A 23486-nucleotide genomic window follows, 5' to 3' on the forward strand; every position below is an offset into this window, starting at 1 on the left:
AATCGTCCAGTCGCTGATCTTCGCAGTCTTATCCTCTTCGCCGACATAGATAGAAACCATACGCTCCTTACTCATGCACAAACGACATCCGAACCTACCTCTCGCTCCAGATACCGGATGCCGTTATTTCTCCAATAAGAGATCATCTTGCCAACATCGCAGCCAGAAAGACATGGCCCTGCTACCAGCGAGGTGCAATAGGTGGCGGAGGACCACTTTCATGGGACTACCACCGGCAAGGCTCCAAATCGGCCAAATTTATTGCCCACCTGATCTGACACCAACGACCGTTCCCGCCTGCTAACCGGGCGGTCTCCCTTCATAGTTTGTGAATGTCCGCAACCTACTCCAGACTCAGAGGTCGGCTCCTGCGTCCGGCAGTTCACGGATGCGTCCCCGCTTTCGGGCACGTAACGCGGCAATTGCCTTGATTACAGGAGCATCCACCACACCTGTTCGATGAGTGCTCGCTCTTGATCGATGGCAGCAAGTTAGCAAAAGAGATTATCGACAACTTTTGTCAAGCTCAAGGTGATCAGAATATCCACATAGGTTTTTTCTTAGTCGAATGGATATGCGCGGGCGAATTCATACCTTGATTCTGTTAGCTTGGGCGGATTGCGATTGAGGGGAGATGCACAGTTGTTCCTAAGGAACAAATCATCGGTTTCCTACGTAAAGTAGAAATAGGTCTTGTCATCAATGGACTATGTCGAAGGCATGAGCGTATCCGATACCAAGCGACGCAAAGAACTGGAGAGTGAGGATATGCCGACCATAGTGCTAAATCCGCTGTCCATGGTAGATGGAGCAGACCAGTCACCTTAAGTTAGTGTCCACGAAGGGCGGGACAGACCACTCCGGGGCCTCTTTCACTAGACATAGTTCAGGCTATCGCAACTAGCTGGCCAAACTGAGCTTGCCCTTTACCCAAGTGTTTCGCTCGATACATTGCGTGATCGGCTGCGGTCAGTATCATGGTTCGAGTTCCTTGCCACGGCGAGATTGCAACAATGCCAATGCTGGCCCCAAGTGTACGGGGAATCTTCGCTGAGAGTATATGCATAGGTATGGAAATAGCTGAGATAAGGGTTCTGGCCATGCTTAAGGCATCTTCATGATCAGTTGTTTGAGTTAAGATAACCACAAATTCATCCCCGCCAAGACGGCCAATAAAATCATTTTTTCCCACCGTACACTTAAGACGTCGGGCTACTTCAATGAGAGCTTGATCGCCAGCTTCATGGCCTAGCTGGTCGTTGATTGGTTTGAAACCATCGAGGTCAATAAACAGTAAATGGGCTTTGTTGCACAAATCAGTTCAAGGCCGAGCCGCCCCAATCCCCCAGACGGACTTATCCCATACGGACTGTTTGTGGCGTGCCCAGCGCTGTGAAGCGATTTAGAATCGCTGCACAGATTTGAAGCTCTGCCACCTGCCGGTCAAAGTCCCGTGACTTAACCCGGTCTGCCAGCAATTTGAAACAGTGCATCTTCGTTTCTACCAAGCTACGACGATGGTAGCCACTCCACTTTTTCCAGAGCGTGCGCCCCAGATATTTCACCGAGCGTAGTGACTCATTGCGAGCCTGATTGCCCAGTGAACTCCCTTTCCAGAATTGGCCGTTTCGACGTGGGGGAATGATGGCCGCCGCCCCACGCTCTGCAATCGCGGCATGACATAGCCGTGTGTCGTACGCACCATCCGTGGTCACTGTCACCAGTCCCTCTGCCGCCGGAATTTGCGCTAGTAGCTCTGGCAGCATCGTGGCATCACCGGTGCGATTGTCGGTCACTTCCATTGCCCGGATTTCCAGCGTTTGCGCATCTATACCCAGATGCAGCTTACGCCATTGGCGGCGGTAGTCAGCACCATGCTTTTTCACTTTCCACTCGCCTTCACCCATCATCTTGATGCCGGTGCTGTCCACCAAGAGATGCAGACAACCCTGCTTCTTCTGCACCGGAATGCGCACTTGCAGGTCCTTCTGACGGCGGGAAAGCGTACTGAAGTCAGGCACCGCCCAGTCAAGTCCAGCCAAGCACAGCAGGCTCTCGACCATGCCGGTGGCTTGCCGTTGCGCCAAACCAAAAAGGCATTTGATGGTGAGGCAGAACTGTATGGCGGCATCGGAGAAGGTCGGCTGACGCCCTCGTTTTCCCGTGGCAGGTGCCCGCCAGTTCATATCTTTGTCCAGCCAGAGAAGGAGCTGCCCTCGCTGCTTGAGGGAGTGGTTGTAGGTTTGCCAGTTGGTGGTGCGGTACTTGGATGGGAGGGGCTTGCTCATGCCGTCATTCTACCGGATGGGTGCAAGCCCCGATTAATGCAACAAAGCCTCTCGACCAAGCTGCGGCGATGGTAGCCCGTCCACTTTTTCCAGAGCGTGCGCCCCAGATTGTCAATCAGCGTCGAATTTTGACCAGCAGGTCACTTTTGTGTGCTGTTTTACACGCCAGAAATGCCACCAAACGGAGAGTGAAGACTACTTAACGCGTGATAATAACCGTTATCACGCGTTAGATCTCCACGGGGGCGCATGTAAGAATTTAATATCATGTCAGGATGCTACAGCTTGCTGTGCTGCGTAGGGTCTTGTCTTGGGCGTCCTGCAACCGTTGTCAGTGCTCTATCGGACACTCAAAATCAATTAATAAGCAACATCTATGTGGGATGTGTGACTATTTCACATCGGTTTCCAGATACAGCATCTGAAAAACTCGCCCTTTAAGTCAAAATTCTGCCCCATCGGAAAATAATATTATTCATCAAAAAGTGTAAATATTTTTTCCACCTACTATTTCGATACATAACACGTAAATTTAAAATAAAAATATAAATTATTTGCAGGAAATAAAAGTTGTGCCATGTAAAACAGTCGTTCTCTCCCATTTTCAACTCCCAAGAAAAGGGTAATGTTTTCTGGCCCATGCAACTACCGAGCATTTCTCGGTAGTTGCGTATGTGCAAAACTTGAACATTCGTTCAGCATATTTTATGGCTTTAGCAGGCTGTTGAAATACCGGTAAGCCGGGCGCATTCCTGCTTCTGCTTGCGCGTGACCCATGCTTCACATCGCCCCCCCCAGCTGCCGTTCCCACAGCCAGTTCAAGCCAGAATCCCTCATCAGACGGCGCTTGCGGGGTGGATTTCCCCGATAACGACCCGCTCACGGCAGCTGCGGACGCAATGCGACCAATGAACGTAGCCGTATCAGGTTGTAGGCCGCCATCGTCAGTGTCAGCAACTGATCCACTTTGGCCAAACTCCGCACCATCACCTGGCGGATCGGGCCGATGGTTTTGACCCAGCCGAAACACTGCTCGATGCATTTGCGCCGACGCTGACTCAGCGGTCGCGTGGTGCGACCGTCAATCGCGCTGCCTCCGGTTCGCCGGGTATTACGTGCCACATGCGGCGTCACCTTCATCTTGCGACATGCACTGACGAAGCCACGCGTGTCGTAGTTCTTGTCGGCACCGACCGTTACGCGGGTATCCGGTCGGCAAACATCGGCCAGCATGGTGGCCGCCACATCCCGTTCAGCATAGCCATCGGCAGTGCTGGCGCGCACATTGACTACCAAGCCATGACGATTGGCTGTCAGTACGTGCCCGGGTAACTCAGCTGTGCCGGTGCGACGCTACTTTTGCGGTACAGCTTGCTTTCTGGATCGGAGACCGAAGCATGACTGGCGTTACTGCGCTTCTCTCCATGCCAGTTGTCTGGGGGGCGGTCGTCGTCACTTCCATCCTTACTCCGCACGCTTTTATGGCTGGCCCACGCACGGATCAAGGAGCCATCGACGCTGAAGTGTTCCCCCGATAACAGCCCTTTGCTGGCGGCCATCTCGACCGTAGTATTGAATAATTCGGTGACGGCATCAAAGGTCATCAGCCGGTCACGATTCTTGCTGAATACGGAGTGGTTCCACACGGGGTCTTCAATGGCGAGGCCGACGAACCAGCGGAACAGCAGGTTGTAGGAAATCTGTTCAACCAGCAGTCGCTCGCTGCGGATGCTATACAGCACCTGAAGCAACATGGCGCGCATCAGTTTCTCAGGCGCAAGCTCGGCCGTCCTCCTTTGACATCGGCCTCATACATTGCCGAGAAGCGGCCATCCATTTGGTGAGGGCTTCGTTGAGCCGGGTGCGGATGGGGCGCAGCGGATGGTTGGCCGGAACGAATTCCTCAAGCCGAATGGTGGTGAACAACGCTTCGTTATAACCGTCTGCTCCGCGCATCGCGCATCCTTCCATCTTGAGTACTTGTCCGCATCGTCGCTGATCGGTGCGCGAGACGCCAGTATTTCAACAGCCTGTTAGCGAACGAGTGCAAAATATGCGCACGCCGCTCTCATAGGCGGATCCGGGCGAGGCGCTGGAGGCCCATCAGATGCTTTGAGTAACAGAATCAGCTGCGACTAAACCGTTTGGAGCGGAAAAGGGCCGGAATGACGACTTTGGTTAACGCTGTTCGGCTTGACGATGACACTATGTAGGTAAAGCTATATGATGGCCGCACGTTGGGGGTTCCGCTGGCTTGGTTTCCGCGCCTGCTGTCCACCAGCGAAAAGCAGTTGGCCAAGTGTGAGCTGAGCGCCCACGGCATCCATTGGGATGAGTTGGACGAAGACCTGTCGATTAACGGCTTGCTGGCTGGCCGTAGCGACATGGAGCAGCTACTTCGACTCTTAAGCCCCGCCCGTAGAGCTTCGGCATCGTACAGCGCATAGTGCCAAGGCCTTCGCGTCTGCGAGTGATACTCCATCACCGCACACTCAAATCCGGCACTGGCCATGCACACTCTCAGTGTCGTACCAACCCTCCAGATTCTCTGACCACTCCCCCTCCAGCGCATCCGCCAGTAGATCTCTGTCATGTTGCGAATCGGAAGCAATGGGCTGTCTCTCGAACCAGTCTCGTAAGCGCTTTCCCAGCCCCCCCGGCTCACACTGGCACCGGCGACCTGACCCAGCTGGGACCACACGGTGGACTGCACAAAGGCTCTGCACTTCGAAAGGTCAAAGTCCTGCACCTCGAGGTAAAGCTCATGCTGGCCATCCTCACTGACCATGCCAATACTGATCAACTCGCAGTCAATGAAGTCCGTAAACTCGGCATCCCAAAAAATCAGCATGATCAACCCAATTAACTTGATATTTTGCGTAATTTATTTGGAGAAGTTAATAAAAATATAGTTATTTCTATTATTATTCCATACATGTCACGTCTTACCATACAGCTCATCATGCGGCGAGCCCCTCGCGGCCAACCAATCGATGCCAGAATGCTGGCAGATCTTGGGATATCCTCGGCTGAGGCCTCGCGCCTGACCGGGCAAGGATGGCTTCAGCGACTTGGGCGAGGCGCTTACCTGCTAACCGGGGATCATTTGACATCTGACGGCATTGTCTCCTTCCTCGGACGTCGTACCCCCTGGACTTCACATCGGAGGTAAAACTGCACTGGACCGGCAAGGTATCCGTCACAATATCATGATGAGAGAGCGGCTCACGCTTTGGTCACCGACGCCGATCGATCTCCCTCAATGGGCAAAAGATAGCGTGCATATTACCTGTCAGAGCACCTCACTTTTCGATCTTAGGCATGCCCTATCAACAACACCTTCGCACCCTCCACGGCGGACACCCCGAGGTCTTCGTCTCATGCCGCGAGCGAGCCATCCTTGAGCTCATAAGCGATATCGGCCGCGGGCAGAGCCTTGAGGAGGTCCGTAACATGTTTGTGGGCCTTAGAAATATCCGCCCGGCGGTAATGGCCGAGCTGCTTGATCACTGTCATCGGGTGAAAGTGGTGCGGCTGGTACGAGATCTTGCCCAGCAAGAGGACTATGACTGGGCCACAATCGCTCAGGTGCGCGCTGATGCGCTCAGTAGCGGGAAACGATGGTCGATGGTTGGGCCTGATGGTGAGCGGCTGACGCTCAAGCCGTGATTCAAATGTGCCATAGCTAGTGATATACCAAGAAAACTCGGTAATCTTGGATATGTTACCGCCACTGGTCGAGAACCTTACAGCTGAGCGCTGAGTGTGTCATCACGACGAGAAAGCAAAGCGCCACCTCAATAGGTGGCCGGTATCACCACGGGAAAAAGGAATTTTCTAGGCTGTATTCTGCACTCCTTGAGCACCTGCCAGCGCCAAGAGGCATGATTTAAAAGCTTATATTGGATTGAGGATAATCCCGGTCGATATCATCGATGTCATATTTTCACGGTGAAAACGTAGTTCGCTCAAGATGGGCAAACCATGATGGTACGCACCGGTAGGTCGGAGCCCCAATCCTGAGGGCGCCCCCCTGCTACAGGAAATCCGACCGTAGTTCGGCCAGAACGACATTCCTCACGATGTTTTCACGGTGAAAACGCAGCTTGCTCAAGATGAGCAAACCATGACAGTACGCATCGGTAGGTCGGAGCCCCAATCCTGAGGGCGCCCCCCTGCTACAGGAGATCCGACCGTAGTTCGGCCAGAACGACATTCCTCACGATGTTTTCACGGTGAAAACGCAGCTTGCTCAAGATGAGCAAACCATGACAGTACGCATCGGTAAGTCGGAACTCATACTGTCGGTATTCGCCTACGATTGCGAACATGCCTATCTAAGCCCCGAAAAATACCGATCTGGCAAGTACCGTATTGCGCGGATGCCCATGCGGGGATTACACGAGGGTAAGTGCCCCTTCAAGTGGGATGAAGGCGAGTTGGGCGCGCGGAATGCGACATCCAGCGGTAGCCCCTCACCACACCGTCTCCCGGTGAAAATCAACCAAGGATAGCGCATTCTGCTGGACGGCGAGTGCTTATGCTTCCGCCTCCACTGCACTTGTCTCGACTGGCATGACAGCCAGCACAGGGACGGCAGGGAAAAATAACGCGAACGCCTTGAGTTTCGCCCGCGAAACTCGCCTGTCGAGTCAGCTCGTTGCTACCGAGCACGCCCGGCAGCGACCAGCAGACTTCTTAGGAAAAGATGAACTCGTTCGTCCCGAGTCGATGCTCGCCAAACTTGGCCACGTACTCACCACCCAACTGATCGCGAGCATTTGCAGCCTCGGCCTCAGTGCGATAGAGACCGGCTTTGTTGCACAAATCTGGGCTTGTATACGTCCGGTAGAATGACGGCATGAGCAAGCCCCTCCCTCCCAAGTACCAAACCACCAACTGGCAGACCTACAATCAGTCCCTCAAGCAGCGAGGGCAACTACTCCTCTGGCTCGACAAGGCTATGAACTGGCTAGCGGTAAGCCACTGGTAAACGGGGGCGCCAGCCAACGTTTACCGACGCCGCCATTCAGTTCTGTCTCACCATTAAATGCCTTTTTGGCCTCGCGTTACGCCAAACCACTGGCATGGTCGAAAGCATGCTGCATTTGGCCGGGCTCGACTGGGCGGTGCCTGATTTCAGTACGCTCTCCCGACGCCAGAAAGACCTACAAGTGCGTATCCCGGTACAGAAAAAGCAGGGTTGCCTGCATCTGCTGGTGGATAGCACCGGCATAAAGATGATGGGCGAAGGCGAGTGGAAGGTGAAAAAGCATGGTGCAGACTACCGCCGCCAATGGCGCAAGCTGCATCTGGGGGTGGATGCGCAGACGCTGGAAATCCGTGCAATGGAAGTGACGGACAACCGCACTGGCGACGCCACCATGCTGCCGGAGTTGCTATCGCAAATCCCAGCGTCAGAAGAACTGATGACGGTAACCACGGATGGGGCGTACGACACGCGCCTGTGTCACGCTGCGATTGCAGAACGTGGCGCAGCGGCCATCATTCCCCCGCGGCGAAACGGTCAACTCTGGAAAGGGAATTCACAGGGCAATCAGGCTCGCAATGAGTCACTGCGCGCGGTGAAGTACTTGGGAAGGACGCTCTGGAAAAAGTGGACTGGCTACCATCGCCGCAGCCTGGTCGAGACGAAAATGCATTGCTTCAAATTGTTGGCAGACCGCGTCAAATCGCGGGACTTTGACCGGCAGGTTGCAGAGCTTCAAATCTGTGCTGCGATACTCAATCGCTTTACTGCGCTGGGCACGCTGCACACGGTCCGCATGGGATAAGTCCGCTTGGGGTTTGGGGTAGTTCGGCCTTTAACTGATTTGTGCAACAAAGCCGAATCACGACGGTCTCACCTAACCATCACCTTTCCGAAAATATCAAACATCCGTTTACTATGCGTGCCATCAACTAGGACGGGGTCACGCTCAGGCTCGGCAACACGCCTTGAGTCCTGCGGCAACTCCGGATTGTTCGCTGATTGGCCAGCTCAGTCAGGCGATTGACCGCATTGACCGCCCGGGCATAGCACCGGGTGGAAGTACAGACATGGAACTCTTGGTCGACCCCATCAACATGACAGTGAAGGCTTTTCGACGCGGGTTTTCGGCAGAGATTACACAATTTCGTTGTTTGCATTGTTCTCAACGCCACAGGTTATTCATTTGGGATAATGGCAGCACCCGCGCGGTAACGCAATCCTTGCTGATTAATATTTAATCAATTTAGTGCAATGATTGAATGACCGGGCTCATAGCTGATCTCATTGATAATTTGCCCTGAGTTATCCAAAGTTTCTGTGGATAATTTCAAGGGGAATCCTTACTCAAGCCATTGGATAACCCAGCCATGACCGCCTCTGCGGCTTCGATAGCGTTGAACGCCCGGCTGTGTACCTCACTGGGACGTAGGCTGGCGATGTTGAATCGATGTGTAGACATCAACTCTCTCAACGCAGATAGCAGAATTTGATTGGCTTGTTCCAGCTTGGCTGACTCAGGTGCACTGTCTTTGCCACTGCAGTTAAACACAGCATGCATATCCGCCATGAATGCGCCCTCAATTTCCCGAGGGGCCAAGAAATCCGGCGCTGTTTTCCAGATGCCATTCCAAATAATGAGGATCTGATTGCATGGGGGCGTGCTTCATTGCTGAAGCTTGGCAGGAGGCCGTCACTACCAGCACTGTGATGATCCATAACTTGCTCATATACCGTTTCCTTTTCCCACCTTTATTTCGGCGGTTCGTTGCGTTGAGCAAATACGGTAGCAACCAACGACTCAAGTTCAAGACCACACATAGCCTCTCCGGCGCCTTTGGGAAATGGACCGCGCGGACACATCGAACAACCGGCAATCAGGTTATTGGCTTCCTGCACGGGAAGCCGTTCGACCTGTATCCCACGGTGCAGCATATCGAGCACATCCGCGATCACCAGACTCTTGTCTGGCCCATCGCCTACGGCATGCACTGTGCATCCATTTTTAACCTGCCAACAAATGCGTACTCCATGCTCATTATCCTTTTCTGGCGCCTTCTGGCATGCCATTCAGACCAAGAGGTTCGATAAACACACCTCGAGCTTCAGCCGTACAGAACACCGATCCGCACTAAAGCGAAGACTCAGATAACCACTATCTTCCAACCGGGAGAGGGCATCTCTGATTCGTGTATGAGGCAGGCCAAGCCGTTGACTAAAGTCCCGAATGGAAACATTCACCCAGTCTGACGGCGCCAACAGATCCACTTCACCTAGTAGCTGGCAGGCAATCCCCCAATACCGGCTCGGTAGCTCCTGAAACTCGTCATGCAGCCACAGCTGCCGTTGGGCATATTCAAGGCGTTGCATTCGCTCCGAATGGAGCGTGGTCCTATCCACGATGACTCCTTACTGTTTTGTACGTTTTGTACGTTTGGCACGTTTGTCACACTGGTCGGTGAGCTAATCCCCTGAAAAGAGACCCCAAACCGGGTTTTTCCCATCGCAACGCGAACGATCTCGTCTTAACCTTTATTTTTTGGTCTGCCGTAGGCTGGATATATACTGTCCACGAAATGGACTCCCCCTGTGTTACTCACAACCATTGCAGGCTGCCGTCACCCAACAGCCTGGCTTCGATGTTCTCTGTCCAGGTGCGACCATCGCGTTCGGCAAATAGCAGGGCTCGACCTGCCGCGATACGCTCTACCGGGTAACGCACTCCCTTCCTGATAAAGCTGGTGCCTTGGCGAGGATCTTGTGTGTCTTCGCCAAACAGGAATGACCAGTGTTGATATACCGCTAAGCAATGCGCCGTAGATTGACTCCCAAGCGCCCACCAGCTTCTTGTCACCCGTGTAGACAACAGGTTTTCCATCCTTCTCATCGGCTTTCCAGATCAACGGCGTTGGCAGGCAAGCCATTGGAATGACGACGTGCCCATCCATATTGACGACCGCTTTTCTGCAGACATCTGCCAATCGCTGTTCCAACTCCGCCAGCATCTCATCGGTGATTGGCATGGGAGCTCCTCCATTTATCTCCGGTGAGCTGAGTGTCCAGACGCCTTCATGGCTGGCGACCTTTTCACCCGGTCTTAATATGCCCATGTCATTAACTGACATGTTTTGAAACAGTATTAACAGTTTGCGCTGTTTGTCGGTGAACTGCTGTTTCTCCTGTTTTTTCTTGTCGGCCACCAGATACTTTTCTGGATTTCGCAGGAAATTTCTGAATACCGGGGAACAAGGTTTTGCCTTCATATCGTTCAATAATTTTTCCAAATTTCTTGATTTGTTCCTGAATTTTTACATTCGCTTTTTTTGCTTCGGACATCAGGAAAACCATCTGTTTTTCTGATATTCCTCGCGTTAACAGCGGAATCACTTCTTTCGGAAAATTTGATCTACCAACACGGAAGAAAGACCGTTTCTCTTTCTTTGTGCTGTTTTCTGATTTCTCCTCAATCGCTGTCAGCAGACTCGCTCCGAGTTCGGTAAAGCGGATGGCTCGTTCACCGTCGAATCGTTCGATAAGTTTTCGTTCTTCCGAGGCTCGCCAATTTCAGATACAGCGCGCTACGCCCCAGCATGCTGTACTGGCCAATGATTTTGCGTGGAACCGTTATCGGGCAACGGAAATCACTGGAATTAAGGAATACCAGCAAACTGCTGATAACCGACTGCTCGGCCATATCTTGCAGGTACTCGTTGATCTTTAGCTTTTTAGCCCGCAGTGCAACTTGCAGGATGGCAAGCTTGTGCGGGAAGTTTTCGGAAAGGCTCATTTCTCGTTCCCAAAAAGACTTCGCCCGTCTGAGCCGGAGTGGCCGAGACGGGCGAAGTTGAAATTTTGATCGGAAAGTAAAAACCCCCGAGGGTTTCTCGGGGGTCTAAGTGGTGGGCCAGCTTGTAGCCTTGGTTTTAATCTGCTTGTTCGTTCCCTAGCAGTTCGCCGGGTTTCTATAGCTATAGAAACTGGATGAGGCATACGTGGGATGTTGGTCGATGACTTTCTATAGCTATAGAACATCTCTCCGGAGGAATGCGGAGCGATGCTGCCATTTGTTCTGCCATCATCTCGAAGCGCGTCAATACCGCGCTTTCTGTTTTCTATAGCTATAGAAATCATTTCTGAATGTGCGGACGAGAGGCAGAATTCTATAGCTATAGAAAACTTGCTGGGTGCCAGCTTGGAGTCGGCACCGGCTTTCTATAGCTATAGAAAGTTTTTCCCGAAGCATGTTGATCTACTTCGCTCTGTTCGTTGCCTGTTTCGCTTTGAGCACCCGTTTCGCTGCAATGGTTTTCTATAGCTATAGAAACGCAAGGGGTAAGGTTGGTCACGGTCTGTTTTCTATAGCTATAGAAACTGTCTGACGGCTAAGCGTTTGGCGATAACTTTTTCTATAGCTATAGAAACGGGATCTTGATGTGGCGAGGGGAAGGGGAATTCTATAGCTATAGAAACAACGTCAACCGGCTGATGATGGAGCCGGTTTTCTATAGCTATAGAACGAAGCATGGAATGCCTTGTTTTGAAGGTGTTAGTCACCATCACTTTGACCATCATCGGGTGGCAACTCAGGTGTCTCATAATCCTTCAAGACAAGTTTGATCTTTCTGGCGATTTCTTCGCTCATATCTGGTGGATAGGCGCTTAAATCTAAGTCAACCAACATTCTTTTGTTGGTGTAACGCATTTTCCCAGCCCGGGCAATGTGGTGGTGGTTCCATTCCTGTTGTTTCTGGCCGTTTTCCCAGAGGAGATCGATGCTACGTGCTTGGCCACCTTGTCGCCCGTCCAGGGCGCCGGTCAGGACTTTGGTGGCCACTTTATTTAGTTCTTCCTCGCTCTCGGTTTTGTTGTTGAGCGATGCCAGCTGAACCGCTACGTTATAGCTGAAGCGGTATTTATCTTGCTCGATAATGCTTCTTGTCGTTTCTGGTAATTTGCTGAACGCCAGCAATGCGTAAACCTTTTTATCAGAAACTTCCAAATCGGCAGCAAGGCTTTGCACTGGAATCGTAAGTTTTTCTTTCGATCAACTTGGCAAAAGACATGCCTTTGTCATAGTCTGTCAATGGGTTACGCTTTTCGTTTGCCTTAAAACCCATACGGAACGCGGAGCGGCCATCTACCCCCGAGCGGATGACTGCCTTAATAACCGGGCCAAGATGGTGGTTTTTGAACGCCTTTAGCCGGGTCAATCCTTCGATCATTTCATAGCGGCCATTGTCCTTTTCTCTGATGATGACAGCCTGCAGCTGGCCAGCCAGTGCATTGCCATCACCTTCGGAAAGTAGGGCTTGCGCCATCGCGGACACTTCTTCTTCCGGGTAGTGCCAGCGTTGTGGGATATCGGGTTCGTCAATTTGATCGATCGGGATGAGTTTGATTTCTTCTTCACCACCGACGGCGATGGTTGAACGAACTCCCGGGAAAATATCGCCAGAGAATACGCCATTATCTTTTAGCGCTTGCTCGCGGTCTTTGGCTCTGGCGGCGAGTTTGTCTGCAATGGAAAGGTTGTCGGACATGATTTCTCTACTCAATTAAGCCGCATCTACGCGAGTTGACTCATTGCTTTTCGACTTGTGACCCGTTCCACGCACTCGCGGTTTTCCACCGACTCTGTGATTGACTTCGTCGGCCGGGTCGCGGATTGCATCTGCAATCGCCGTATTGTCTTTGAATGAGATAATGGGCGTCCGCGCCATTAGAGAGTTTTTTGCCTGAACGCTCTCAGGGATGGATGTTTCGAGCAGCTCGATATCGGCTTTCTCAGAAACGCGTGTTCTAAGCGCGTGTTCAGTCTGTTTCGCCCCCAACGTTCGCCGTGAAACTTTGTTCATCAGACAGAACGGTGTTGCCATTTCCGGGTTGAGTTGAGACTTGGCGCGCGAGACATAGACCAGTACGTTTTCCAGCCCGGAGATAGAAAATTCATCGCCAGATTCAATGGGGACAATAACGTGATCGGCGCAGGCCAGTGCATTCGCTAACAATACGCCGGAAAGTCGTGGCGGGCAGTCGATGATGATGTAGTCGTAGAGGTCTTTCACTTCGTCCACGACCTTTTTCAGGCGGAACGAAGCGTTAAACATCTTCATGTGGATTTCTTCAGCCTGAATGTCCAACCGCAGGTTGGCCGGAAGAAGGTTTACGCGCTTAAACCCCGTTTCTTCGATCAGGCATTTCCCCAGATGGATTAGGGGATCGTCGGCCATCATCAGATCGCCAACATTCATACCTAGGCGCTCAGGATTGACCGGGCTTAGCAACGAGCTGGAGTTCCCTTGAGGGTCCAAGTCGATAACAAGAATGTTGTTGCCCAGACGGCCGAGACCATCACCAAGGTTGGTTGTTAGCGTGGTTTTGCCAACGCCGCCCTTGTTATTGATCATCACTATGACTTTTGCTGCCATGATGGTCCCCTCTATTGAATGGGGTGCATTGTGTCATTACCCCGAACTTGCCGCAACACATAATTTTTTCACATTCATATATCGTTGATTACAAAGATTTATTTACGTTGTTTTTGCCGACTTCGTGAGGCTAATTTCCCGTGTTTACCTATTTGTCGTAATTATTTTGTTGGGAATTCTTACTCCAGCGTGCATCTTATCCAGAATGGACACGCAGTTAGGGGAGGAAAAAGGCCAAAAATCCGGGTTTTTCCACCCCTCTATGTGCTGGCTCGGTATCTACGGGCCTTGCTCGTTCATTTCCTCGCTTTATTCTTCTGTCTTCGGGGGGCTTAGCCGAACCATTTTTCCCACAGGGATTTCTTGGGTACCGACCGATCTTTGCATACGGATTGGACTCTGGCGTATTCCTGCGGCGTGTCAACGCCACCGTTCATCTGTTCCACACGATCCAGCACCAATTGCATTCGCCGCTCAATGGAAGCGCACCGCTGATCAATACGGCTCTGCGCATTCTTTAGATTTTGGTAGTAGCCATATTGCCCTTGGAATTCGCGCTGAATGGTGGCCACCTCTTCCTCGACGATTTAGCCCATGCCGTCTTCAGCAATTTTGGCGTGTTTGTGCTCGTGCTCGATGGTTGCCCGGAAGAAGCAGCTATTGCTCGGAATCTCGCGTGGCAGGGAGACAGTGACCTAGCGGTCAGTGAGTTGGACCCGCTCTTGGGGGGGAACGCAGAATCCATCGGGGACTTGGGCGACGCGGAACCAGGGCTTTTACCTTCAGCCTGTATTGAACACTATAACCTGACCAGTCCGTTACGACTGGCTTGGGCATTACCTGTTCGATTCGATAGCCGAAGTACAGGACTATGCCACCGACTGGATATGGACCTACAATCACGAGCGGCCGAATATGGCACTCGGTGGCATGACCCCGAAGCCGAAACTGGCTCGTAGCCAGATGACCTCGACTTTAGCCGACAGCTAAAAAAGGGGGGCCGCGCAGGTCTTGGAAAAGATGTTGAGCAAGCGGTTGATGGCGTCTCCATCGACCACTATGCGGCGATATTTCGCCACAATCCAGTACACGCCTCTCACTCTGTAACGTGCGTAGTATGCAGGATAAGCTTCGTCAGATCCAAGATGGATTGCCGGGGCTGGAGACCCCGCCTCTTTGGGATGAAAGAATTGTAGGTTTGCAGAGTTCGTGAAAAACGCGATCCTTGATTTGTAAGGGATTTTTCACTTACGTGCACATGCGGGGAGCCTACCAACTTGCAGACTACGTGAATAATTCCTACAGAATTTGCGCTCTTTGTAAAAAAAATGTATCAAATGCGGTAAAATCAAAGACTTATAAAGTCTTTCCGTTTGGCTGTATCCATCTTTCAGGGCATTGCCCCAAACCCAGCAGAGACCCTCGTTCACCAACTCATAAAGCCAATCAGCTGTCATGATGTTCCGAAGAGGCTGATACGACTCCACTTTATGAGGCCATCAGGAAACCGGCTGGGCTTCACCGAAGTGACTGCCCTGCCGGTCGTTGGATTACTGCCCTCAGAAGTCACAAGTAGGTTGTAGGGGAAGCATAGGCAGGGATTACTCGTCGTGAGATTGCAACGGCGGATCACTTAGATCCAGAGTGACTCCCCCGATGGTCACGTTACCGACCATCCGGTAGGGGTCATCCTGATCCGTCTGGTAGACCACACGCCCCCCTTCCTTGGCAAGAGTACGACGTGCACGAGAATTGAGTTCTAAACTCTCATCACCTTGTTGTAGCAGTGTGGTGCGGGCTTCTTCCACTACTTCTTCCACTAACGCCTGAGTCTGGGGAGGCAAGCGGTCAAAGATCTCCTGAGAATTGAGTGCAGAACTAGAGTAATCACCCTCAGGAACGAGTACTTCATTTTCCAATTTTTCGAAGCTCATCACGAGAGCCTGAATTTCATGTTTGATAGACATACGACATCTCTTTCCAATTTCCAACGAGCTTGCGGACTTGGAAGCACCCAGCCCCACGTTTAGCATTAGAACCAGCAGGCCAGAGTGTTCAGCGTGCTGCCGAAATCCTCTTCGTCTGAGATGAGGTGAATGGCTGGCGCCAATTTCCAATGCCCATCGGAATAGATTTGGCACAGGAACTCATGGGCATCTTCATCCTCATCCTCCGGCTCCATGTAGCGGAATACTGCCCCATCTACTTCGACGGTTTTCACGGCCGTACCATCTTGGTAGAAGGCATCAAACAAGGCATGCCAAAGCCCATGGCCCTCGCGGATGAAACGCAGATGAGGCCCCTGTTGCAAACTGGTGGGCGTGAAAGGCAGCCGGTGCAGTTCGAGACCACCACTTTCAGCTTCAAGTGCCATCGCTTTGACCTGTTCAAGTGTCACTTTCGGGGGCGGCGGAATAAGCCCCGGCGAATAGCTTGATTGGTAGAAGAGACAGATTCGATGAATTCGTAATGGCCCATAAATGCATCAAAGTGCGCGATGCAGAACTTAGCCAATGGGGCGAAATGGGGGCTCTCTTGGATTAGTTTGGCCGTACGTAATGGATCAAGCTGGGGCTGAACAAATTTCCGAGCATTTTCGGCAGCCTTAACTTGGTCGTAGTTGCGGTCAAACAAGAGGTTGGCAACGAAGTTTCGTGCCTTAGTCATCGGATCAGCCGAGATACCAACTTCCTCGGCGGCGTGACGAAGACTATCCACAATATGGGATACGGACATGTGCTCTCCTAATATCAGCAGGCAGCCCGATTAACGCCTAACGCTGACATGAAAGTACATGCGAAAAATTGGTTTTACACACTGTCCGACTCGGGCTAGCTCAACCCCGTGTGCAGGGCCCATACCCTAAGCAGGATATAGCTACGCTTAATCTATCTGAACGGGCTTCATTTTGCAATAAATTCGCCGTGGTCTTTCAGTGGACACTAACTTAAGCTGGATGGACTGCCTCAACTTCCGGGACAGTCCACCAAGAATGGTTGGGGGGGATAAGCAGTCGACCAAGTGTTTGATGGATGTATGGGCACAGGAGCGAGATCACGCGTAAGTTCTCGCGCCGAGTCCTTTGAAATCTGCAAAGATTGCGCCCTGCTCCGGAAGGTCTGGCGCAGCGCCGCCTATCGCAACCGCGAGTTGGGGGTACTGGGGAGCAAACTGCGGGTAGGTTTCTTCTACCCTCAGCACTGCAGGATCGATGCCCTCGGAGTTCAATACGTAAAACTTGAACAGGTCATCTACCCGGTTGCCTGCTTCTGGCAGGTATTCAATCGTGCCCGAGGATAATGCGTGTCAGGCAGACCTCCTTGTCCGGGTTGTGTTGCAGCAGGAAGACACCAAAGTCGGTGGTGCTTAAGCGCCCACGTCGATGACCATGAAAATCTCGCGCTGTGCCTCCGACGTCCTCCCTGTATTGAGTTGCACGTCACTTTAGAGTCCAATCCATGCCTGTGGCTTGTGGCGTCGGAGAAAGTTGGCTGCCGTCCCCGTTTGCCTGTGGTAGGTGCCAGCTAGTTTATGTCTTTATCGAGCTAAAGAAAGTGTTGCCCTCGTTGCTTGAGGGGCTGGTTGTAGGCATGCAAGTTGGTGGTCTGGTACTTGGGAGGAAGGAGGGCTTGCTCATGCTATCATTCTACCGGACGTACACAAGCCCCGATTTGTGCAACAAAGCCGTCAATGGCATATGTAGGGACAGCTGAAGTTAGACTGATGAACATCAGAAATGAATAAGCAAAAACCGCCAGAAGGCGGTTTTTGCTTTAACTAAGGACATCATCAGTGGGCTTCTTAGGGCCGACGGTACAACACGGCACTGTCCGCATTTCGTTGTACCCGATGGCGTAACCTTACATGGACTCAACGTGAATGTCAAGTCAGATTTAGGCGTCCGAAACACTGCAAGCCATCTCAGACATTATCCTTCTGGCTACAGCATCCTCGAAGTTGTCCTCAAGTATTTCAGAATATTCCCGTGCTATAGCTTCATGAATTTCTGCAGTTTTTAACTGCATTTGTAACTGTTCTAACTGTTTCTGTAGCTCGATAATCTGTTTGTCACGCAGTGCAATTTGGTCATTTTTCTCTTCGACCACAGCTTGTGCCTCTACGCCATGAACGAGAGCACGCTGGATGCTTTTTTTATCCTCACCTTTCAGTACGGCTTTGAAGCTAGGGGGATGCTTTCGCCCCCCAAAATCGATCTCAGGAGCGAAAATACGGGTAGCAGACACATGTTCAACCATGCCACAGATCGCCCAACACTGCTTCTTGTAACTGGAGAATCCGAAGGGGGCAATCATGTCTGTCACTTCTACACAAGACTGATCGTGTCCAGATGGTTGCACCGATGAGATCGGAACTACTTGCACCAAGCCAGTCGCTTTCCGCTGTGTTGCTTTTAGCACGATCGCCAAACGGCGTTTGGGCATGCTGCCAAGTTGGAAGCTTTCTGGGTAGCGCTTGTTTGATTTTACCTCCCCAGTTACTTTGCCAATCGACATGGGGTGGCCGTATTCCACCTCAACTAGATGAAATGGGCGTAAAAAGGCTTGCAGGATCTGCTTTTGCAACTTTTTCCGCTGTTTCATAATTTGCGTGAGGCATCGATCTTTTTCCACCGGCGTCGTGACGTGAGGGCAACATCAAAGACCAATTGATGGGTTATCACGTCACTATGCCCCGCTACTTGCAAGACTTGCCACCGATATTCAACTCGGCCGACAAATTTCTTCGACATGAAGATTTTTTCTTGCTGCCACTCGCCTGTAATCGAATCAGTCACAAACTCTGGGTTCGTAGGTAGCAATGCCTCCTCAATCCGATCGAGAACCTCCGTTCCAAGTAGCGTCTGCTGGCTAGTATTACCGTAGTGTTCGTAATAGTTGATAACGATAGAAGACATGCGGGTTCTGGACTGTAATCGAAAAGTCATTTTACTAGCCTTTCGATTCGTTGCACAAATTGGACCTAGACTGAACCCGCCATGGGCAGTTCAGGGTAGTGGCTCATGAGATATCTAGGAAAGGAGGGGCGATTCATGGCGCCAATCTTCTGGTGGCACTTCGACCTCGTCTTTTTTCTTGGCGCGCATCAAATTGCGTAGTTCTTCGAGACGGGTCGCTACCACCACTTCGTTGTCGTTGAACGTGAAGGGGGGCAAAAAAAGCCACCCGCTTGGGTGGCTAGCAATAGTCCGCGCTATTTTTTAAGGTGTGAGCGTACTTGGGCTGCGGAGGTCCCAACCGCCTTGACTGCTGCAATCAACGTATCTTTGCTCACACCAAGCTCCTTGCACCAGTAATTGACTTCGTACGGCTCATGAATGTTGATCCTGGTGGCATCCAGAGGGCGCGTAATCTTCAAATTGTCCGGCATGAAAATACTCCTTTAGTGGCGGTGTGGTGGCTTCATGCATATTGGGAATTGTTCAGGGTTTTTCAAGAAGGAATACATTGCAACTCTGTCCGGGAAGAGGCAAGTTGAAATGTTTTGATTAGACAAATGACCTTATCATGGAGGCTTTTCATTGACGTTGGCATTTTAGTCGGCCACGATAAGCAAGTTTGAACACTGCTTCATCAGGGGTGAATCGCCCCGGTTCCTGTAGGCAATCCTGCCCTATGATTGGACTGTCAAAGGGAAAAAATCCCGGATATCTGCAAAGCACCCATTTCCCCAAATGCGCGTCAACCCCAGATAGGCACTTTCAGCACTTGAGTACTCTACAAGTGGCATTTCCACCTTGTGTGACCGATCCGGAGCACACCAGTATGCCGAGGAGTCAAAGTTCATATGCTTTCGACAGGCAAAAGGGCGAACCTCATAAATCGAGCAAGCTCCATCGGTCAGGAAGGGGCAAGGGACACCATTGAAAGTTTCCAAATTATGTACTCTGCTACCCTGCAAAGGAGCGGGTCTTGCACCCACTTCTTTCTCAATAAGCGCTACCTCTAGTTGAGATACCATCACGTTCATGTGGCAACAAGCAGAACAGCCTTTCCCGCAGGCGATGTACGGTGCTGCGATGGCACCTAATTCGTTTAGCAGGTGATACAGTTTCCTCAGCTTACTGAAAGCGGATGCATTCTCCAGAGATAGCTGTCGTTGGATTGTATCCTCGCGTTGCTTGATCTTGGCAGGAATGGCTGCCGGGAATTTCTCGCTATTCGCCTTTGCGGTTTGAATATTCCTCTGGGCCAAAGGCTCCTGAGATACCTCGTCGCAGGGGGGCTGCTTAGCAGTCCTGATCAGCTCATTCATTCACATCTCCTGCTTTCTTCTATTCATAGAAGGCGAAAAGTCCATGGGTAGTGTCCCCAAAGGGTTAAGTTCATGATCAAGACCTGACGTACCTTTATTTTGGTTCGTCGCGAGAGGCCGGGAGAGTTTCCACCTGATCTAGAAACGAGGCAAGCTGGCCGGGATTGCTGGGGTCCCCCCTTGATCGCCATTCTTCCATAGGTCTAATCAGTGCAAGTGCGCTAGCACACCGTGACAGCTCGTCCAGCTCATGACTGGTAATGCTGCGCTGGTATAGGTAGTACTGGCCCCACCGGGCAAAGGTCAGGATCCACATCGATACTACTAGGGCATCATCCCACCGGGTCCAGTCAGATGTGCTGGCGAGAGGCTGTTGCACAATCCTCCTTTGCCACTTCAGGATATCCTGCATTGATTTCAGGCTAGCCTGTTGTCGTTCGGGGCTGCTGTATGCAAACAGGAAGGCGGTGATGTTGGTCGTCTGGCCCTCTCGAGCGAGCTCAAACAGCCGCGATTGGTGCCTAGGTTTAGGCTCCAGCAAAGCAGCCAGTTCCTCACGCCAGATTTCGAAGGCATCATCGTTGTTGGCGCGGTCATCCCGCAACAAGGGGAAGATTACATCTCGGAATAACCAAGGCTCAGCCCGGGTCAGTTCTCGCATATGCCCGCGCATCGAGTCAACCACATGTCTTAGATCGTCAGCGGGAATTGTCGGCGGCAGTACCTCATGTAGAGCTGCAACTAGGCCGTTGTAGATCTCGACTTTCTTCGGGTCCCTTGTCGCACGATGAATCATCCAGCTCAGTGCCCGTACCTGCTCGGGGTAGGCAAAAGCGGCAACCAACTGCAGCACGATGGTGAGGCCTCCCGGTTTTTCCAGCTGCTGCTCAATTGCGTTCAGTCCCATCCACTGTAGCAAGCCGTTGCTACTGCGAACGAGCCGATCTCGTTGTCCCTTGCTGATGTCAAACTGCACTGACAGTGAAATCTCACTGACGATCTGGCTCAATAGGGATAGCTTCACCACGTCCCGGCCTTGTGGCTCGATTGGCACACAAGCCATCTGTGCTTCGGCGATTACCAGCAGAGCGTCTGGGAAGTACCACCACAGAAACTTGATGGCGTAGTACTCTGACCAAGTCAGGGCTGTGAATTTTGTCGGATGGGACAAGTGATGTGGGTAATAAGGGCTATGTAGCAGGGCCTCGACTGGGTCCTGAAAGAACCGGACCTCTGCCACTGCCAACTCCTTATCTACCTCGTTATGCACACGGTTGAACGATTCTTTTAGAAACTGAGCTAGGAACTCCAGAAAGTCACGCGCAGATTCGAGCCCGTGATCGTAGTGGTTCTCGGTACGGGAATAGGCGAGCACCTCGCCGAGCACCTCCCATGTCGCCGAGAAGCCCTCAAAGTTACCTTCTTGCTGTTTTAGGAATTTACGCAGGCTAGCCGTTACTGGCAGCACAAGCGAGTCATCCTTAAGCTGACCCAGCACGATCATCTGCTCTTTCAACGGCTTGCTGCTTAGGCCATGTAACGACAGCTCGCCGGTCCATGCGCTTAGTACATCGCCTGCTTGGACCTTCTCAAGGAAGCCAAGAGGCTCGTAGTGTCGAGGCACCGTCGGAGACGCTGTGGAATCGAAGAGAAGTCGCATCGATGGAGTTTCAGTTTCACCTTCGGGCTGTGCTTCTGTTGCATCCCGAACCAGCTCAGACTTGTATTGCTCAACCTTGAGCAGAATATCTGCAGGGATTGGAGTGACCAACAATGGTTGATTTTGGGCTGCAGCTTGAAATGAGTTGGATAGATGGAATCCGGCAATCGGTAACTTGTCCTGCCCCATGATCAGGATGTAGCGATCATGTAGCTTGCCGTCCTTTAGGCCATAGATGCGTAGTTTGATGGGTTTTAGTAAAGGGCTGTTGCGCTCACAGTTTGCCAGCAAGTTGTTAATCCGTTCCTGAGGATATCTGTCGGATTTGCGACGCATAGCTCGGCCTTCACCGGCAGGCTTGGGTAGAGACGTGAAGACAATATAGTCGGCTTCTTGGGCCGCACAAAGTAGTACTAACCCCAGACCGGCAGCCTCAAAATAGGGATCGAAAATTACTATCTGATGCTGATGGTACTTTGCCAGCATCGCCTTGAACCACTCCACGAATTGAAGGCCCTCGCCGTTTCCCTCCCCCCAGCGCAGGAAGAACTGCCCCTCTGACTTCGGTGGATGGAGCCGTGCAAAAAGGGAAATGAGATCGCGGTTAGCCGGAACCCAAGGGTCCACCTCGCGCCCACCAATAAGGTTGGTGAATCCTAGGTCGCCTCGATTGATCGTCAGTGCTGCTTTCACCCGCCCAGACACGGATGGATGAGTGGTTTTTTCCAACCAATCGAACTTGACCGGGTTGGTTTTGTGGCCTACCGCATGGCCCTGAAGATGGACCTCTCGAATGTACCCGATCCTCCATCGGCAACACAGAGTGCTCTCGCGGGATTGGTCACCGTAGAAGCCGAATATCTCCAGTTCAGTGCTGTCGGTTCTAGCGTGCAACTGGTCGCTCAGCTCGAATTTGCATTCGAACACACCCTCCGTACTGCGTTCTGCAGTAGCGAGAGCTGCGTAAGCAATTTGGCCGTTATTCTCTATGCTCAGACGGAACTGAAAACCGCTAAAGTACGGTATCTGCATAGGATCAAATCGAGCGACCGGGGCGTGTGGAGCGTGGGTCCAGTTCACACTTAGCAAGGGTCGTTCAAGATCATCCAGTGCAGGAAAGACTAGTAGTTCAAGGTCCCCAAAGCGAGTGGCGTCAGCTCCACCGAAGTCCAGCCCTGTATCGACGTTGAGGTGCTTGATTACCGATTCGGCTAAGGCGACGTCACAGCCTTGTTCGAGACAGAACATCGTCACCTTGTCTGCTTGGGTTATCGAAGCGCTGAATGCTCCAGCCCCACCATGTGGACTGGAGAGAGAGTTCCGGTCATATGCATCGCGGTTGAGCAAATAGGCAACAGGACGGTAGACCAGATGATTTGCAGGGAGTGCCGTTGCGCCGAATCGTGATCTAAACTTGGCTGAACACCCAATTTTCATGTCTTCGCTAATTGCTGCAAGGGTTCGTCCGGCACTCAATTGCCGTAAAAAGTCTGCGCAGATGGTACTTTTGATGTACAGGTTTAGTCGGACGACTTGAATCTGACATCCACCTATGGCCTCGAAGCTCTCGTCGTCAGGAGCGTACCAGCGGTCGCTGGAATGGCTATAAGGGAGCAGGCGGCCATAAGCTATGAGATTTTCAATCGATTGATCGGACTTGATCTGCAAGATCCACAGCTGCAACGCACAGTTGCGGGACTCCTTCGAGAACAGCCGTGTAAGTCGGCCGTCATTAAGAAGGTCATCGAGAACAGGAACTATAGATTCCTTACAAGTACCATTCCGCATTCTATTGTTGTTTACCATCTGTTTTTCCGACAACTTATGATCGTCTCAATCGACCCGTG

22 protein-coding genes and 4 pseudogenes are annotated in these 23486 nt (G+C 51.8%); 6 read left to right on the forward strand and 20 right to left on the reverse strand.

Annotation, left to right across the window (positions count from 1 at the left end):
- Positions 1-886: 886 nt before the first annotated feature.
- From GKE73_RS20630 to GKE73_RS20640, 3 genes and pseudogenes are all read right to left on the reverse strand, one after another.
- Positions 887-1315, reverse strand: coding sequence for a GGDEF domain-containing protein (locus GKE73_RS20630; RefSeq protein ID WP_280955265.1), 429 nt, complete (start codon positions 1313-1315; stop codon positions 887-889).
- Positions 1316-1355: 40 nt separating this feature from the next.
- Positions 1356-2288: an IS5 family transposase gene (locus tag GKE73_RS20635; protein ID WP_230371584.1), complete on the reverse strand. Its 933-nt coding sequence runs from the start codon at positions 2286-2288 to the stop codon at positions 1356-1358.
- Positions 2289-3167: 879 nt separating this feature from the next.
- Positions 3168-4244: pseudogene (locus GKE73_RS20640) on the reverse strand (IS5 family transposase).
- A 269-nt stretch (positions 4245-4513) separates the two neighbouring features.
- Between GKE73_RS20640 and GKE73_RS20645 the strand changes: the two are divergent.
- The 5 genes and pseudogenes from GKE73_RS20645 to GKE73_RS20660 form a co-directional block, all read left to right on the forward strand.
- Positions 4514-4735, forward strand: a pseudogene (locus tag GKE73_RS20645) (DUF2442 domain-containing protein); the annotation flags it as partial.
- A 488-nt stretch (positions 4736-5223) separates the two neighbouring features.
- A complete protein-coding gene (locus tag GKE73_RS26290) occupies positions 5224-5460 on the forward strand; it encodes an AbiEi antitoxin N-terminal domain-containing protein (RefSeq protein WP_376767466.1) in 237 nt (78 codons plus the stop codon).
- A 149-nt stretch (positions 5461-5609) separates the two neighbouring features.
- The gene (locus GKE73_RS20650; RefSeq protein WP_230371586.1) at positions 5610-5957 is read left to right on the forward strand and encodes a type IV toxin-antitoxin system AbiEi family antitoxin domain-containing protein; all 348 of its coding nucleotides are present in this window, start codon (positions 5610-5612) and stop codon (positions 5955-5957) included.
- Between the two features lie 906 nt (positions 5958-6863).
- The gene (locus GKE73_RS20655) at positions 6864-7145 is read left to right on the forward strand and encodes a hypothetical protein (protein ID WP_230371587.1); all 282 of its coding nucleotides are present in this window, start codon (positions 6864-6866) and stop codon (positions 7143-7145) included.
- A gap of 4 nt (positions 7146-7149) precedes the next feature.
- Positions 7150-8083, forward strand: a pseudogene (locus tag GKE73_RS20660) (IS5 family transposase).
- A gap of 525 nt (positions 8084-8608) precedes the next feature.
- On the opposite strand, the gene GKE73_RS20665 reads toward GKE73_RS20660, so the two are convergent.
- The 9 genes from GKE73_RS20665 to GKE73_RS20705 form a co-directional block, all read right to left on the reverse strand.
- Positions 8609-8848: a hypothetical protein gene (locus GKE73_RS20665; RefSeq protein ID WP_230371588.1), complete on the reverse strand. Its 240-nt coding sequence runs from the start codon at positions 8846-8848 to the stop codon at positions 8609-8611.
- A gap of 10 nt (positions 8849-8858) precedes the next feature.
- Positions 8859-9008 (reverse strand): hypothetical protein, encoded by a 150-nt coding sequence (locus GKE73_RS20670; RefSeq protein ID WP_230371589.1) that lies wholly within the window; start codon positions 9006-9008, stop codon positions 8859-8861.
- Between the two features lie 22 nt (positions 9009-9030).
- Positions 9031-9234 carry a hypothetical protein gene (locus tag GKE73_RS20675; RefSeq protein WP_230371590.1) on the reverse strand — a complete coding sequence of 68 codons (204 nt, stop codon included), beginning with the start codon at positions 9232-9234 and terminating at the stop codon, positions 9031-9033.
- A gap of 662 nt (positions 9235-9896) precedes the next feature.
- Positions 9897-10550, reverse strand: coding sequence for a hypothetical protein (locus GKE73_RS20680; protein WP_230371591.1), 654 nt, complete (start codon positions 10548-10550; stop codon positions 9897-9899).
- Positions 10551-10792: 242 nt separating this feature from the next.
- Positions 10793-11065, reverse strand: coding sequence for a hypothetical protein (locus GKE73_RS20685; RefSeq protein ID WP_230371592.1), 273 nt, complete (start codon positions 11063-11065; stop codon positions 10793-10795).
- A gap of 759 nt (positions 11066-11824) precedes the next feature.
- The gene (locus GKE73_RS20690; protein WP_230371593.1) at positions 11825-12277 is read right to left on the reverse strand and encodes a hypothetical protein; all 453 of its coding nucleotides are present in this window, start codon (positions 12275-12277) and stop codon (positions 11825-11827) included.
- The gene (locus tag GKE73_RS20695) at positions 12264-12818 is read right to left on the reverse strand and encodes a ParB/RepB/Spo0J family partition protein (protein WP_230371594.1); all 555 of its coding nucleotides are present in this window, start codon (positions 12816-12818) and stop codon (positions 12264-12266) included. The genes GKE73_RS20690 and GKE73_RS20695 overlap by 14 nt, the downstream gene beginning before the upstream one ends.
- 15 nt (positions 12819-12833) lie before the next feature.
- The gene (locus tag GKE73_RS20700; RefSeq protein ID WP_230371595.1) at positions 12834-13706 is read right to left on the reverse strand and encodes a ParA family protein; all 873 of its coding nucleotides are present in this window, start codon (positions 13704-13706) and stop codon (positions 12834-12836) included.
- Between the two features lie 332 nt (positions 13707-14038).
- Positions 14039-14278: a hypothetical protein gene (locus GKE73_RS20705; protein WP_230371596.1), complete on the reverse strand. Its 240-nt coding sequence runs from the start codon at positions 14276-14278 to the stop codon at positions 14039-14041.
- Positions 14279-14488: 210 nt separating this feature from the next.
- On the opposite strand from GKE73_RS20705, the pseudogene GKE73_RS20710 reads away from it, so the two are divergent.
- Positions 14489-14696, forward strand: a pseudogene (locus tag GKE73_RS20710) (integrase core domain-containing protein); the annotation flags it as partial.
- Between the two features lie 611 nt (positions 14697-15307).
- Here the strand turns inward: GKE73_RS20710 and GKE73_RS20715 are convergent.
- The 8 genes from GKE73_RS20715 to GKE73_RS20750 all read right to left on the reverse strand — a co-directional run bounded on the left by GKE73_RS20715 (position 15308) and on the right by GKE73_RS20750 (position 23445).
- Positions 15308-15673 (reverse strand): hypothetical protein, encoded by a 366-nt coding sequence (locus GKE73_RS20715; protein ID WP_230371597.1) that lies wholly within the window; start codon positions 15671-15673, stop codon positions 15308-15310.
- Between the two features lie 65 nt (positions 15674-15738).
- Positions 15739-16080: a hypothetical protein gene (locus tag GKE73_RS20720; protein ID WP_230371598.1), complete on the reverse strand. Its 342-nt coding sequence runs from the start codon at positions 16078-16080 to the stop codon at positions 15739-15741.
- 20 nt (positions 16081-16100) lie between these two features.
- A complete protein-coding gene (locus GKE73_RS20725; RefSeq protein ID WP_230371599.1) occupies positions 16101-16442 on the reverse strand; it encodes a hypothetical protein in 342 nt (113 codons plus the stop codon).
- A gap of 1157 nt (positions 16443-17599) precedes the next feature.
- Complete coding sequence (locus tag GKE73_RS20730; RefSeq protein ID WP_230371600.1) at positions 17600-18289, reverse strand: type II toxin-antitoxin system PemK/MazF family toxin; 690 nt, start codon at positions 18287-18289, stop codon at positions 17600-17602.
- Positions 18290-18303: 14 nt separating this feature from the next.
- On the reverse strand, positions 18304-18621 hold the full coding sequence (locus GKE73_RS20735) for a hypothetical protein (RefSeq protein WP_230371601.1): 318 nt from the start codon (positions 18619-18621) through the stop codon (positions 18304-18306).
- Positions 18622-18917: 296 nt separating this feature from the next.
- Positions 18918-19094: a DUF3606 domain-containing protein gene (locus GKE73_RS20740; RefSeq protein ID WP_230371602.1), complete on the reverse strand. Its 177-nt coding sequence runs from the start codon at positions 19092-19094 to the stop codon at positions 18918-18920.
- Positions 19095-19337: 243 nt separating this feature from the next.
- Positions 19338-19979: a YkgJ family cysteine cluster protein gene (locus GKE73_RS20745; protein ID WP_230371603.1), complete on the reverse strand. Its 642-nt coding sequence runs from the start codon at positions 19977-19979 to the stop codon at positions 19338-19340.
- Between the two features lie 94 nt (positions 19980-20073).
- Positions 20074-23445, reverse strand: coding sequence for a VPA1262 family protein (locus GKE73_RS20750; RefSeq protein ID WP_312854601.1), 3372 nt, complete (start codon positions 23443-23445; stop codon positions 20074-20076).
- Between the last annotated feature and the right edge of the window lie 41 nt (positions 23446-23486).

The organism is Paludibacterium denitrificans (genome assembly GCF_009707705.1).
In the GTDB taxonomy this organism is placed as follows: domain Bacteria; phylum Pseudomonadota; class Gammaproteobacteria; order Burkholderiales; family Chromobacteriaceae; genus Paludibacterium_A; species Paludibacterium_A denitrificans.